Origin of the sequence: Pseudomonas svalbardensis (genome assembly GCF_030053115.1) — a bacterium.
Classification (GTDB): domain Bacteria; phylum Pseudomonadota; class Gammaproteobacteria; order Pseudomonadales; family Pseudomonadaceae; genus Aquipseudomonas; species Aquipseudomonas svalbardensis.
The window spans coordinates 49,144-63,808 of the sequence record NZ_CP125619.1 but is presented as its reverse complement, the minus strand read 5'-3'; the positions used below and the strand labels follow the sequence as shown (position 1 = coordinate 63,808).

The 14,665-nt window shown below is 58.9% G+C and carries 11 protein-coding genes; 8 read left to right on the top strand and 3 right to left on the bottom strand.

Going from position 1 to position 14,665, the window contains the following annotated elements; translation table 11 throughout:
* The first annotated feature begins 28 nt into the window (after window positions 1–28).
* Window positions 29–2,800: a DNA polymerase I gene (gene polA, locus QFX16_RS00290; RefSeq protein ID WP_283182378.1), complete on the top strand. Its 2,772-nt coding sequence runs from the start codon at window positions 29–31 to the stop codon at window positions 2,798–2,800.
* A 301-nt stretch (window positions 2,801–3,101) separates the two neighbouring features.
* Here the strand turns inward: polA and yihA are convergent, their stop codons facing one another.
* Window positions 3,102–3,743: a ribosome biogenesis GTP-binding protein YihA/YsxC gene (yihA, locus tag QFX16_RS00285; protein WP_283182377.1), complete on the bottom strand. Its 642-nt coding sequence runs from the start codon at window positions 3,741–3,743 to the stop codon at window positions 3,102–3,104.
* Between the two features lie 191 nt (window positions 3,744–3,934).
* Between yihA and QFX16_RS00280 the strand changes: the two genes are divergently transcribed.
* From QFX16_RS00280 to QFX16_RS00250, 7 genes are all read left to right on the top strand, one after another.
* On the top strand, window positions 3,935–4,225 hold the full coding sequence (locus QFX16_RS00280; RefSeq protein ID WP_008156007.1) for a c-type cytochrome: 291 nt from the start codon (window positions 3,935–3,937) through the stop codon (window positions 4,223–4,225).
* A gap of 46 nt (window positions 4,226–4,271) precedes the next feature.
* Window positions 4,272–4,883, top strand: coding sequence for a c-type cytochrome (locus QFX16_RS00275; RefSeq protein WP_283182376.1), 612 nt, complete (start codon window positions 4,272–4,274; stop codon window positions 4,881–4,883).
* Between the two features lie 200 nt (window positions 4,884–5,083).
* Window positions 5,084–5,725 (top strand): thiol:disulfide interchange protein DsbA/DsbL, encoded by a 642-nt coding sequence (locus QFX16_RS00270; protein WP_008156010.1) that lies wholly within the window; start codon window positions 5,084–5,086, stop codon window positions 5,723–5,725.
* A gap of 14 nt (window positions 5,726–5,739) precedes the next feature.
* Window positions 5,740–6,618, top strand: coding sequence for an endonuclease/exonuclease/phosphatase family protein (locus QFX16_RS00265; protein WP_283182375.1), 879 nt, complete (start codon window positions 5,740–5,742; stop codon window positions 6,616–6,618).
* Complete coding sequence (locus QFX16_RS00260) at window positions 6,615–8,693, top strand: GGDEF domain-containing protein (RefSeq protein WP_283182374.1); 2,079 nt, start codon at window positions 6,615–6,617, stop codon at window positions 8,691–8,693. The genes QFX16_RS00265 and QFX16_RS00260 overlap by 4 nt, the downstream gene beginning before the upstream one ends.
* Before the next feature lie 103 nt (window positions 8,694–8,796).
* Window positions 8,797–9,576: an N-acetylmuramoyl-L-alanine amidase gene (locus tag QFX16_RS00255; RefSeq protein WP_283182373.1), complete on the top strand. Its 780-nt coding sequence runs from the start codon at window positions 8,797–8,799 to the stop codon at window positions 9,574–9,576.
* Window positions 9,577–9,651: 75 nt separating this feature from the next.
* Window positions 9,652–11,265 carry an EAL domain-containing protein gene (locus QFX16_RS00250; protein ID WP_283182372.1) on the top strand — a complete coding sequence of 538 codons (1,614 nt, stop codon included), beginning with the start codon at window positions 9,652–9,654 and terminating at the stop codon, window positions 11,263–11,265.
* Window positions 11,266–11,277: 12 nt separating this feature from the next.
* Here QFX16_RS00250 and QFX16_RS00245 read toward each other — a convergent pair whose 3' ends face one another.
* Both QFX16_RS00245 and algB read right to left on the bottom strand, forming a co-directional pair.
* Window positions 11,278–13,068, bottom strand: coding sequence for an ATP-binding protein (locus tag QFX16_RS00245; protein WP_283182371.1), 1,791 nt, complete (start codon window positions 13,066–13,068; stop codon window positions 11,278–11,280).
* A 10-nt stretch (window positions 13,069–13,078) separates the two neighbouring features.
* Window positions 13,079–14,425, bottom strand: a complete 1,347-nt coding sequence (gene algB, locus QFX16_RS00240) for a sigma-54-dependent response regulator transcription factor AlgB (protein ID WP_283182370.1) — start codon at window positions 14,423–14,425, stop codon at window positions 13,079–13,081.
* Window positions 14,426–14,665: the final 240 nt, after the last annotated feature.

Here is a 14,665-nt window from a genome sequence, read left to right as displayed (position 1 = left end):
GGACCCGCCGAAAAGGTTGATCCTGCTCATGAGCCAAGCCCCCCTCGTCCTGGTGGACGGTTCTTCTTACCTGTACCGCGCCTTTCACGCCCTTCCGCCGCTGACCACCTCCAAAGGTTTGCCGACCGGTGCGGTCAAAGGCGTGCTGAACATGCTCAAGAGTCTGCGCAAGCAGTACCCGGACAGTCCGTTCGCCGTGGTGTTCGACGCCAAGGGTGGGACATTTCGCGATGACATGTACGCCGAATACAAGGCCAACCGTCCGAGCATGCCCGACGACATGCGTGTTCAGATCGAGCCACTGCACCAGAGCGTGATCGCCTTGGGCTTCCCGCTCCTTTGCGTCGAAGGCGTCGAAGCCGATGACGTGATCGGCACCCTGGCCCGCAGCAGTGCGGCGGCCGACCGTCCGGTGGTGATCTCCACCGGCGACAAGGACATGGCGCAGTTGGTCGACGGCCACATTACCTTGGTCAATACCATGACCGGTAGCGCGCTGGACGTGGAGGGCGTGAAGGAGAAATTCGGCGTCGCTCCCGAGCAGATCATCGATTACCTGGCACTCATGGGCGATTCTTCCGACAACATTCCGGGCGTTCCGGGCATTGGCCCGAAGACCGCTTCCGGCCTGTTGGTCGGCGTGAACGGCGGCCTGACCGACCTCTATGCTCAGCTCGACATCGTCCCGACACTGCCGATTCGCGGGGCCAAAACCCTGCCGGCCAAGCTCGAAGAGCACAAGGAGATGGCGTTTCTCTCCTATCAATTGGCAACCATCAAGATCGACGTGCCGCTGGATATCGGCCTCGACGACCTGCAAATGGGCAAGCCGGATCACGACAAGCTCGCTGAGCTCTACACCCTGCTTGAGTTCAAGAGCTGGTTCGAAGAGAACCAGCGCGACGCCAAGCGTTCCGGCCAGGAAGTCGTCGCTCCGGTGGCTGAAGAAGCGGCCGTCGACACCGAACTCAAGTACACCACCATCCTCACCCAGGCTGATTTCGACCTGTGGCTGAAAAAGCTCAACGACGCCAAGCTGATTGCCTTCGACACCGAAACCACTGGCATCGATGCACAGCAGGCACAACTGGTGGGCCTGTCTTTCGCTGTACAAGCCAACGAAGCGGCCTACATCCCGCTGACCCATTCCTACATGGGCGTGCCAGATCAACTCGATCGCGATACCGTGCTGCGCGCGCTGAAGCCGATTTTGGAAGACCCGAGCAAACTCAAGGTTGGCCAGCACGCCAAGTTCGACATGAACATCCTGGCCAACTGCGCCATCGGTGGCGATCAGAGCTGCGGCATCACCGTCCAAGGCGTCGCCTTCGACACGATGCTCGAATCCTACGTGCTGGACTCCACCGCGACCCGCCACGACATGGACAGCCTGGCGCTCAAGTACCTGAATCACACCACCACCAGTTTTCAGGACATCGCCGGCAAGGGTGCCAAACAGCTGACATTTGATCAGATCTCCCTGGAACTGGCCGGACCTTACGCCGCCGAAGACGCCGACGTCACGCTGCGCCTGCATCAAACCCTGCTGGAAAAGCTCAATGCCATCCCGAGCCTGAGCAAGGTCCTGAGCGAAATCGAAATGCCGCTGGTGCCGGTTCTGGCACGGATCGAACGTCAAGGCGCGCTGGTCGATGCCAACCTGCTGGGCATTCAGAGCGTTGAGCTGGGCGAGAAAATGGTCGCCCTCGAGCGTGAGGCATTTGCCATCGCCGGGGAAGAATTCAACCTTGGCTCGCCGAAGCAATTAGGCGTGATCCTGTACGAAAAACTCGGCCTGCCGATCCTCAGCAAAACCGCCAAGGGCCAGGCGTCCACCGCCGAAGCCGTGCTGGCGGAACTGGCCGAACAGGATTTCCCGCTGCCCAAAGTGCTGATGCAGTACCGCTCGATGAGCAAGCTGAAAAGTACCTACACCGATCGATTGCCAGAACAGATCAACCCGCGCACCGGGCGAATTCATACCTCTTATCATCAGGCCGTCGCGGCGACCGGGCGCTTGTCGTCCAGCGACCCGAACCTGCAGAACATTCCGATCCGCACCGCTGAAGGGCGTCGGATTCGTCAGGCGTTCGTCGCGCCAAAAGGCTACAAGCTGCTGGCAGCGGACTATTCGCAAATCGAACTGCGAATCATGGCTCACCTGGCCAAGGACGAAGGTTTGCTGCACGCGTTCCGCAACGATCTGGACGTGCACAAAGCCACCGCAGCTGAAGTCTTTGGGGTTGAACTGGTAGATGTCACCACCGACCAACGGCGCAGCGCCAAGGCGATCAACTTCGGCTTGATCTACGGAATGAGCGCGTTTGGCCTGGCCAAGCAGATTGGTGTTGATCGCAAGCAATCCCAGGCCTACATCGACCGTTACTTCGCCCGTTACCCAGGCGTGCTGGAATATATGGAGCGCACCCGCGCCCAAGCCGCCGAACAAGGTTTCGTCGAAACCATCTTCGGTCGTCGCTTGTACCTGCCAGAAATCAACGCGAAAAACCCGGCCCTGCGCAAAGGTGCCGAACGCACGGCGATCAACGCCCCGATGCAAGGCACTGCGGCGGACATCATCAAGAAAGCCATGATTGCCGTGGATAGCTGGCTGACAGCGTCAGGCCTCGACGCCAAAGTCATCCTGCAGGTGCACGATGAATTGGTTTTGGAAGTGCGTGAAGATTTGGTCGACCAGGTCCGCGATGAAATTCGCGCACACATGAGCGACGCAGCGAAGCTTGATGTGCCGCTGTTGGTAGAGGTTGGTGTAGGAAATAACTGGGATGAGGCTCACTGAACCGTCTGAAAAGGCGTTTTCCGCTGCGGCATAGTGCCGCGGCAGAAAGACCGAAGGGCTCTTAGTTCGGAAAATTCGATGGCCTATTCCAAAGGCTTGTTAAAAAATTCTGAACTAATCACCTGAATCGCCACTCAGAGTTACTGAATGGGTGGTGAAGCCCTTCGATGCTCCTAATGTTGTGTTAAGTGTTGGCAGATATCTGGACTCCGCCCTAGCGGTCCGGAACTTGAACCCCGGAACTTCCCCCTCCCCATAAGAAGTCCGGGGTTTTTTTTGCCCGCGGTTTTTGTAAATGAGCTTACTCCGCGAGCTCGGTGCCCTTGTCCGCCAGTTCCATCCAACCCGCCAGTACAGTGTAGGCGTCTTCCAGGCCCATGCGTTTTGGCGCCGAGAACAGCTGGATGCTGATCGCATCTCCCCAACCCTTGCGGATGTCTGCCTGAACCTTGAGCAGGACGTTTTTCGCCGCGCCGTAGGTCAGCTTGTCGGCTTTGGTCAGCAAAATGTGCATCGGCATGCCGCTGGCGACAGCCCAGTCGAGCATCAGCAGGTCGAAGTCGGTCATTGGATGACGGATGTCCATCATCAAAATCAGGCCTTTCAAACTCTCACGACCACCCAGATAGGCTTCCAGGTGACGCTGCCAGTGCAGCTTCAACGGGATAGGCACTTTCGCGTAACCGTACCCCGGCAGGTCGACCAGACGACGATCATCGTCTAGCTTGAAGAAGTTCAAGAGCTGCGTGCGACCCGGAGTTTTTGAGGTCCGCGCAAGGCTGGCGTGCGTCAAGGTATTTAGCGCACTGGACTTGCCGGCGTTGGAACGCCCGGCGAAGGCCACTTCAAAGCCTTCGTCGTCGGGACATTGATCGACTTTGGCAGCGCTGAGCATGAAGGTGGACTGTTGGCACAGGCCGAGGATGGGGTTCTTGAGTTGCATGGGATTTCCGATGTGGGCGGCGCCGGGAATGGACGCGGCGAGCAGTGTCGTTTCCGTTTCAGTGACGCCAGTATATAATGCCGCAGATTTTGTGTGCGCTTTGTCCCAGCGTAGGATGAAGTTCACGAGAGCGATTGACCTTGATTGCGCACTAGAACGCAGAACGCTCTCAACCCTGAAAAGGTCGTTTTATGACGAAATGGCTGCTAGCTGCCGGTGTCTTGATGCCGCTTTACAGCGCTCAGGCTACACAGGATCCGGAAGCTGTGTACAACCGTGTTTGTGGTGCCTGTCATTCCGGCCAACTACCCATGGCGCCCAAAAAGGGTGATCAGGAAGCTTGGACGCCGAGGTTGGCGAAAGGTATGGAGACGCTGGTGCAACACGTGACCCAGGGTTTCAAGGCGATGCCGCCGCGTGGTTTGTGCATGGACTGCAGTGCCGAGGATTACCAAGCAATCATCCAGTGGATGAGCGAGTGATCCCGGTCCATAACTCTTTAACCCTTAGCCGTAGTTGGATTAGCTGATGAACAAATTGATCGTGAGTCTGCTGTTGACCGTGGGGATCTCCGGCATTGCCCATGCTGCAGGTGATGCGACTGCTGGTCAGGCGAAAGCCGCAGTATGTGGCGCCTGTCATGGCCCGGATGGCAACAGTATGGCGCCTAACTTTCCGAAACTGGCAGGCCAGGGCGAGCGTTATCTGAACAAGCAGCTACACGACATCAAGTCCGGCAAACGCACGGTACTGGAAATGACCGGCCTGCTGACCAACCTGAGTGATCAGGATCTGGCCGATATCTCCGCCTACTTCGCCAGTCAGAAAGGCAGTGTTGGCGCCGCCGACCCGAAAGTCGTTTCTCGCGGTGAAGCATTGTTTCGCGGCGGCGATCTGGCCAAGGGCCTGCCAGCCTGCACCGGCTGCCACTCGCCGAATGGTACAGGCAACGCAGCTGCCGGCTTCCCGCACCTGGGCGGCCAGCACGCTCAATACATCGCCAAGCAACTGACCGACTTCCGCAAGGAAGAAGCCGGCCGCACCAACGATGGCGACACCAAGCCGATGCAGAGCATCTCCAAAAAGCTGAGCGACGAAGATATCGCAGCGGTGTCCAGCTACATTCAAGGCCTGCACTAAGGCCGGCGAATCGGGCGTTGCGCGAGGTGTACATCTCCCGCAACGTTAACGCTCGATTAATCCGTCGATGCAAGCATAAAAAGGGTGGCTTTGGCCGCCCTTTTTTGTGGCTGCTGCCGTTACACTACAGAACTCAAGCCCGCCAGGACCTGTCTGAAAACAGGTCGCGCGTGGCGACCAAAATTGTCCAGGAGTAAAGCATGCGTAATCTGATCATCAGCGCCGCACTCGTCGCTGCCAGCCTGTTTGGCATGACCGCCCAAGCTGCTGAAGCACCCGCAGCGCCATATGTCGAACTGACCAATCCCGTCCCGGTAGCTGTGCCTGGCAAGATCGAAGTGGTGGAGTTGTTCTGGTACGGCTGCCCGCACTGCTACGCTTTCGAACCCGTGATCAATCCATGGGTTGAGAAACTGCCTTCCGACGTGAACTTCGTCCGCATTCCGGCCATGTTCGGCGGCCCGTGGAACGCACACGGCCAGATGTTCCTGACCCTTGAAGCCATGGGCGTCGAAAACAAGGTTCACGCTGCGGTGTTCAACGCAATTCAGAAAGAGCACAAGAAGCTGGTCGACAAAAATGAAATGGCAGATTTCCTGGCCACTCAGGGCGTAGACAAGGACAAGTTCCTGGCCACCTTCGACTCCTTCGCCATCAAGGGCCAGATCGTCAAGGCCACTGACCTGGCCAAAAAGTACGAAATCTCCGGCGTTCCGACCATGATCGTCAACGGCAAGTATCGCTTCGATGTGGGCTCTGCCGGCGGCGCCGAGCAAGCATTGCAACTGGCCGACAAGCTGATCGACAAAGAGCGAGCGGCTAACAAGGCTGCTGCCAACTAAGCGCCGCGACTGCCATGCGCCGCTGGGGCACTGAACGCGTCGTTGGCCTGCATAATCCGCGGGTCAACGAACATCATCTGGAATCAACGGGCCTGCCCGCAGACAGTCGTCTGCGCTTGCTCAGCTTCAATATCCAGGTCGGCATCAGTACCGAGCGCTATCGGCATTACCTGACCCGAGGCTGGCAGCATCTGTTGCCGCACACCGGGCGTGCCGACAATCTGCAAAAAATCGGCAATCTGCTGGGCGACTTCGACCTGGTCGCCTTGCAGGAAGCCGATGGCGGCAGCTTGCGATCAGGCTACGTCAACCAGGTCGAACACCTGGCACAGCTCGGCGCATTCCCCTACTGGTATCAACAACTCAATCGCAATCTCGGACGCCTCGGCCAGCACAGCAATGGTGTGCTCAGCCGCCTGCGCCCGTGGGCGATTGAAGATCATCCGCTTCCGGGACCCAAGGGTCGCGGGGCGATTCTGGTGCGCTTTGGCGAAGGTCCTGAGGCGCTGGTGGTGGTCATGATGCACCTGGCTCTGGGCGCTCGCGCCCGCAGCATGCAACTGGCTTACATCCGCGAGTTGATCGGCGGCTATAAACACCAGGTGCTGATGGGCGACATGAATACCCATGCCAGTGACTTGCTGCAAAACTCCCCGTTGCGTGACCTCGGCCTGCTCGCGCCGCAACTGGAAGCGACGTTCCCTAGCTGGCGCCCGCAACGCTGTCTGGACCATATTCTGCTGAGCCCCACCCTGACCCTTGAAAAGGTCGAGGTGCTGGCACAACCCATTTCCGATCACCTGCCGGTCGCGGTAGAGATTCGTCTGCCGGGTTCGCTCACGGCCGATGCATTGCCCGCGTTGAGTCCTGCCCCTCGCGGATCCCATGAATGAGCGACGAAGCACAGCGCTGGAAAGAAAAATACCTCAAAAGCATCGAACAACAGGAAAAGCTCGAACGTCGATGGGACACCCGGCTCGACCTGCTGCGTCGTGGCCTGGTGCGCAGCACGCTGGCAGCCGAGGGCACCGACCGCGTCGTTGACCAATGCATGAAGGAAATGCGTGAAGTCGTGCGCACCGACGACATGGACGCCGGCCTGGCCGCCCTGCTTCCGCGGCTGGAAAAAGCCGTGCTCGACTCCGAACAACGCCGGGAAACCCGGGTTAATCAGACCAGCGCCGCATTGACCGCGCTGGTCTCGCAGCTGCAAACATTACCGCTGCCCCGCGAAGTAAGCCGGCCGCTGAAAAACTTCGCCAAGCATCTGGATGCAAGAGTCGGGCAGGCGCGCGAAATTCCGCTGCTGCTCAGCGAACTGAGCGGTCTGCAAGGAAAAGCCCTGAATCAGCTTGAAAACCCGACAGAACCCGGCCGCCCTGGTTTGCTGCAGCGACTGTTTGGTAGCCGTGAAGCGGATGAAGCGGCATTACAGGTTGTCCCCGGCGCTGTCCCGACGCCCACCCTGCAGCATGCCGAAGCGGTTGCTGTGCGTCATGCCGAGACACCACAGGTATCTGTCGATCTCGCGCCAGAGGTCGATAGGCCCCAAGTTGCGGTCGCACAAGTTGCCGCACCCGCTACTGCATCCGAGCCACCGACGATCGAGGCTCCGCCCGCAGCAGCGCCTTCTCCTGCGGTCGTAGCGTTTGTTCCGCCGGTGCTTGAGCCGGAGCGAGCGCGCACCCAGACTCCAGAGACGCAACCGCAACCGGACATAGAACATCCAGAAGAACCCGCTCCATCAATCATCGAGCCAGAAATACAGGCTCAACCGGAAAGCAATCCCGACGAACTGACCCCGGTGGTCTATCTCGACAGCCTGCCGCTGCCCCCGGCCATGGCTGAAGTGCTGGCCGCCGTAGACACTGAACAATCCGAGCCGGATGTTCTCTACGCCCTGCCGGACTCACCCGAGCCGTCCTACAGCTCGGTGGCCAAGCATATCGAAGACACGCTACTGGGCCTGCTCGACGACCTGACGCTGCCCGAGCGTCATCGTCCGCAAGCCGAAGCGATGCGTGATCGCCTGCAAAACGGTTTGAATTGGTACGAACTGCTGCCAATCCTCGACGATCTTGCAACCTTGATGCTGGCAATCACCGACAGTGGCCAGCATGAATTCGAAGCCTACTTGCAACAGTTAAACGAACGCCTCGAGTCGTTCCAAAGCAACTTGCAAGCCGCCAGCGAAGGCCATGCCGACAACCGTTCCGCCGCACGCGAGATGGACACGCAGATCCGCGAGCAGGTCGACGGCTTGCAGAGCAGCATGCAGGAAGCCGCCGACCTGGACGATCTCAAGCACGTCCTGGAAAACCATCTGGAAGGGCTGCTCGGCACCATGGACCAGCACCAGAAGCAGCGTGACGAGCGCGAGCAGGAAGTCGCGGCCCGCCTCCATAGTCTGGCCGAACGCGTTGCGCACATGGAGCAGGAAGCCCTGGGCTACCGCGAGCATCTTGAAGAGCAGCGTCAGAAAGCCTTGATCGACCCGCTCACCGGCCTGCCTAACCGGGCAGCCTGGAGCGAACGGCTGGATCACGAAATCAACCAATGGCAGCAACACGGCAACACCCTGTTGCTGGCAATGCTCGACCTCGACCATTTCAAACGCATTAACGATAACTATGGTCACCTGGCGGGCGACAAAGTACTGAAAATCATCGCCAGCGTGCTACGCAAGCGCCTGCGCGGGACGGATTTCATTGCCCGATTCGGCGGTGAGGAGTTTGTCCTGTTGATGCCAGACACGGTGCCAGCTGCTGGTGCGAAACTGCTGGAAAAGCTGCGCGCCTCGATCGAAGCCTGCCCTTTCCACTTTAAGGGTGAGCCAGTAACCATCACTATTTCCATGGGTCTGACTGCATTCAAGCCCGGCGAACATAGCGATCTGGTCCTTAAAAGAGCCGATCAGGCCCTATATCGCGCGAAACATGCCGGCCGTAACCAAGTCGCACTGGGCTGACGGGCAATTGTTCCATTTTGTTTAAAACTTCGCGTGGGCCGTCTGCCCGCAAGGCAGTACGTTACACTGTTGCATTACTGTCTTGCGTGTATTGCCTTCTGCCATGAAATATCTATCTCTCATCGTGTCGCTGATTCTGTTAGCCGGTTGTGCCAGCGGCCCCCGGTTCGACACCCGTCACCCTTCAGCCAATTACGACAGCCGCGTTCAGTTCGTGGTGGTGCACTACACCTCCGCGTCACTGGAACGCTCGCTGCAACTGCTGACCCACGGCGACGTCAGCAGCCACTATCTGATTGGCGACGACAAGGGCGCCACCATCTACAAGCTGATGGATGAAAACCTCCGAGCCTGGCACGCCGGGGAAAGCGAATGGCAAGGCCGGACCTGGTTGAACTCCAGTTCCATCGGGATCGAAATCGTCAATCCGGGTTTTAAAGACACCCCTGCCGGGCGCCTTTGGTATCCCTACAGCGAAGATCAGGTCCAGTCCCTGATCGTTCTGCTCAAGGACATCAGCAAGCGTTACGCCATCAATCCCCGCAGCATCATCGGCCACAGCGACATCGCCCCGCTGCGCAAGCTCGATCCGGGGCCGCTGTTCCCCTGGAAGCGTCTGGCTGCCGAAGGCCTGGGAGTCTGGCCGAACGAGCAGGCCGTAACGCGTCAGCAAGTACAGTTCGAAGTACAACTGCCAACCATCAGCTGGTTTCAGGCACAGCTGGCCCGCGCGGGTTATCCCACGCCGCAAACCGGCGAACTGGATGTTGCGACACGTCATGTGATTGCGGCCTTCCAGATGCATTTCCGACCGTCACGTTTCGATGGCACACCGGATGCGCAAACCGCGGCACTTCTACAAGTATTGAACCAGACAAAATAATGACGCCCGCCCGACGGTCAGGGCTTTTTTCCAATCAGCAGCTATAACTCATTGGTAATTCTTCGGATATTCCCTATGCCTGCTGCTCGAGAGACACTACGTAGTTGGTTCTTTCGCCCTTGGTTTTTGGCGATACTGGCTGCTGCCTTGAGCGCGACACTCCTGATGGCCGGCAGCCTGTTCGTGGCCATGCATCAAGTCGAGCAGAGCGAAAGCGAAGAAATGAATGCCCAGGGAAAGCGCTTCCTTGCTCGTCTGGAGCAACTTTTCGGGCAGTTGCGTGAAAGCCTCGACGACCTGGAAGCCCAGCCGTTACGCGGCTGCGATGACGAAATGATCGCGACCTTGCAACAGGTTAGCTTCAATTACCGTTTCGTTTACGAAGCCGCTTATATGGACGCCTCGCGGATCTGTTCCAACCGCCCCCGCCAGGAAGGGCTGTCGATGATAAGGCCGCCAGACATCAGGGGGCCGACCTACAGCTACTGGCTGAACACCACCACCGAACCCGATGAAAACCGCGCCGCGCTGATGCTCGGACGCGGCAATTTTCGTGTCGCGACGTCTCGCGGGCATTTGACCGACATGGTCGACTTGCCACCGGGAAGCAGCCTGCTAGTGGTGCTCGACCACGGTACGCGCGCGATTCCGGTACTGGGTGTCTCGCAGGCCTGGCCACCCACCGAACCCTGGCCCCCGAAAAGCCTCGACGCGCTACAAGTGACGCAGACCCGCTTGATTTACCGCATGCCAACCAACAATCCAGAATACCAATTGGTACTGATCAGCCCGCGCACCGGTATGCATGTGCCCGCTGTCTGGTGGTGGTTGCTGCCGGCCAGCCTGGCACTCGCCTTATGCGTGGGTTTTCTGGTGCTTCTGCTGGTGCGCCAGCGACAGTCGCTGGACGCCGAACTGAGTGGCGCCATACGACGAGGCGAATTGCAGGTGCTGTATCAACCGATCTTCGACCTCGACAGTCGCAACTGTGTCGGGGCAGAAGCCTTGCTGCGCTGGCGAAGACCGGACGGCACCCTGACCAGCCCCGACCTGTTTATTCCGATGGCGGAGAACACCGGCCAGATCCGCCAGATGACCGACTTCGTCCTGCAACGCCTGCTTGAGCAACTGGGTCAATTGTTGCGGGCCAATCCGCAACTGTACATCTCGGTCAACCTTGCGGCCTGCGACGTCATGGTGCCGCGCATCGGTCAGGTAATGGCGAGACTGCTGACCTTGCACCGCGTCGCGGCAAAGCAAATTGCCTTTGAGGTTACCGAGCGGGGATTGATCGATGTCGTGGTAGCCCGGGAAAACCTGCAAGCCTTGCGGGATGTCGGGCATCAAGTGCTGATCGATGACTTTGGCACCGGCTATTGCAGCCTCGCCTATCTGCAAACCCTGCCCGTCGATTGCCTGAAAATCGACAAGGCGTTTATCGATGCACTGGGCCATGACGCCGCGAGTAGCGGTGTCGCCCCGCACATCATTCACATGGCCCAGGCACTGCAACTCAAGGTAATTGCCGAGGGCATCGAACTTGAATCCCAGGCGGCGCTTCTGAGCAGTGAAGGCGTGAAGTTCGGTCAGGGCTGGCTATTCGCCCATGCGCTGAGTGCGGTGCAGTTCATCGAGCTGATTACCCGTGGTCGCCGATTGGCTGCCCGACGTCTCGATGACGAAGCCTGAAGCGGCTGCGGCTTAAACCGACAGCGCCATGTAGAACTGAGTACCCTGCCCTGGCCGCGAATAAACACCCATCCGACCGCCGTGCAACTGCACGATTTCCTTGCACAGTGCCAGACCGAGTCCGGCACCGCCCTTCTTGCGACCCACCTGTACAAAGGGTTCGAAAATCCGCCCCTGCTGACCATAGGCAATGCCTTCGCCGTTGTCCTCGACGCTGATAATCACTCGCTCCCCGTGGCGTCGAGCCTGCAAACGTATTTGCCCGCCGGAAGCGGTGTGGCGCAACGCGTTGTCGATCAGGTTATCGAGCACCCGGTCCAGCTGCGGCTGATCGGCCTGCAATCGCGGTAATGGCCCTTGCACTTCCACTAGCAGGTCGATGCCCTGCTCTTCTGCAGGGCCGGCAAAACGTGCCCGGGCCTGCTCCAGCAAATCCTCGATGGAGCACGGCGCCAACGTGAGCTTCTGCAATCCGTTCTGGTAGCGGGAGAAGTTCAGCAGGTCGTTGATCAACTGCATCAAGCGCTGCATCTCTTCATTCACGGTGTCCAGCAGATCAGCTTCACGCGAGTCCTTGGCAAAGTGCGCGCGCTCGCGGAACAGGCCGAATGCCATGTGCATCCCGGTGACCGGCGTTCGCAATTCATGGGAGGCGCGCAGCACGAACTCGCTGCGTACCCGTTCAAACGCCCGCTGTTCGGTGACGTCATGCAGCACCATCACGGCGCCCAGAATATGCCCCTGTGTATGGCTGACCGGCGTCAGGCTAAAGGTCAGCAACCGCGACTCACCGTCGACCTCGATACTCAGGTCCTCAGGCGCCCGCTCCAGGGTGCCGCCGCGCAGTACCAGTTGCAACTGATCATCGAGTTCGGGACGCTCAAGCGCCGTACCCAGACCTTGACCGAGACGATCGCTGTCCCAACCTAACTGACGCTGCGCCACTGGATTGAGGTGTTCCAAACGACCATCGCGGTCAATCATCAACAGCCCATCGTCGATGCTGTCGAGCACGGCCTGCAAACGCTGCTGGCCTGCGAGCAGTTCATCGACATTGGTGGCCTGATGCTCGCGCAGGGCCTCGGCCATGATCCCGAAGCGCTTGGTCAGCAGGTTCATTTCCACGGCCGAGGAAATCGGTAGCGTCACTTCGAAATTGCCTTGGCCGATGTTGTCCGCCGCTTGGGCCAGAGCCTCGATCGGTGCACCAAAACGTTGAGCGATAGCGTGGGCGGTGACGAAGCCGATGATCAACACCGCCAGCCCCACCAGCCCGAGCAGGCCGGCAACCAGCAGCGCCCTCTCCCGAGCCTGCCGTTCGGTGGCATTGATGTTATCCAGCGCACGCTGTTGCTCGACGATCAAACCATTGCGCAACGCATTGAATTTTTCGGTGAGTTCTTCGTTGCCACTCAACACCTGCGTCGAGTCACGTGAAAGGTCGTACGCCTGCAGAAAGCTCAGGTAGTCAGTCTTGGCCTGTTCGAAACCGTGTTGGAGCTCATCGCCAGCCTGGGCATGGACAATGCCTTCATCAAGCAACTGAAAATAATGCTGCCTGGACGCCTCGAACGCTGCAGGATCCGGCTTCTCGCTGAGCATGATCATCAGTTGATCGCCCAGGGTCTGACGCAATTTCAGTCCCAGGTCGAGCGTGACGAAATTATTGCGAATCAGCGCTTCCTGGGAACTCGCCATCTGCATCACGCTGACCAGCCCGAGCAACAGCCCAAGCAGCGCCACCGTGATCAGTGCGGAAATACTCAGAAACAGCCGCGTGCGCAGCTTCATCGCCAGTCTCATCGGAGACAGCTCACAAGTTGTACTGCTTGCGTTTTCGGTACAACGTCGAGGCATCGATACCCAGGGTCTTGGCGGCCTGGTCCAGCGTATCTGCAGTGGCGAGGACCGCTCCGATGTGGGCTTTTTCCAATTCATCCAGACTCAACGCAGCGCCGATGCGAGGTGCGTTGTTGACCGGGGTTTCAGCCATGCCCAAATGACTGATCTCGACTCGCTCCTGTGGACAAATGATGCTTGCCCGCTCCACAACGTTGCGCAGTTCGCGAATGTTCCCAGGCCAGCGGTAGCCGAGCAGCGCTTCACGGGCTTCGTCGCTGAAGCCCCGAGCCGGACGCGCGTATTCCTTGACGAAACGGGCCAGAAAGCGATCGGCCAGGTTAAGAATATCTTCCCTGCGCTCCCGCAGTGGCGGCAGGTGCAAGGTGATGACATTCAGGCGGTAGAGCAAATCTTCACGGAAACGGCCGTCGCGCAACATGTCTTCGAGGTTCTGGTTAGTGGCCGCGAGGATGCGCACATCGGCGCGGCGGGTGACCGGGTCGCCCACCCGTTCGTATTCTTTATCCTGGATGAAACGCAGCAGTTTAGGCTGCAAAACCAACGGAAAATCGCCGATCTCGTCAAGAAACAGCGTCCCACCATCGGCTTGATTGACACGACCCAGAGTACTTTCGCTGGCCCCGGTGAACGCGCCACGGCTGTGGCCGAAGAGCTCGCTTTCCATGAGTTCGGCGGTCAGGGACGGGCAGTTGATCGTGATGCAGGATTTCTTCGCGCGCTTGCTCCAGCCGTGAATGGCTTGGGACAGTTCGCCTTTACCGGTACCGGACTCGCCGAGAATCAAAATATTGGCATCGGTGGTGGCCACCTGTCGGGCGGTTTCGAGCACGACTTTCATCGCCGGGCTGTGAGAGTCCAGGCCATCCTTGGGTTTGCGCACTTCCCCTTCAAGGGCTTCCAGACGTGCCGACAGTTGCCGCACTTCCAGCTGCTTGGCGGTGGCCAGGCGCAATTGATCGGGGCTGCAAGGCTTGACCAGATAGTCGGCGGCGCCGGCCTGAATGGCATCCACGGCGGTGTCCACAGCCGAATGAGCGGTGACGATCACCACCCTCATCCACGGCGCCTGAATGCGCATTTGGGCCAGCACATCGAGGCCATTGTCTTCACCCAGGCGCAGGTCGAGGAAGCACAGGTCGAAGACTTGACGCTGAAGCAGTGCATCAGCCTGAGCGGCGCTGTTGGCGGTAGCGACGCTGTAGCCTTCATCTTCGAGGCAATAACGGAAAGTACGCAGGATGGCGGACTCATCGTCCACCAGCAAAATGCGGCCTTGATGCTCAGTGGCTGACTCCATTTTCCTACGCTCCTTAATGAATGATCTTGGTTAGTCCCGGAAAAATCGGGCAAGTTGCATGGTTGATTCTGGTCGATTCCAGCCACAGCAGCGTAGCTCTCTCGTCACCCTACGGCTAATCGCCTGATTTTGTTGTTTTTTTATCAGATAGCCGGTTCGCAGGCGATTGCCGGTGTCCCCTTGTGACATCCACGCCCTCCTCGCAATTCAAAAATATTGAAAGTTCCTACGAATCTATCG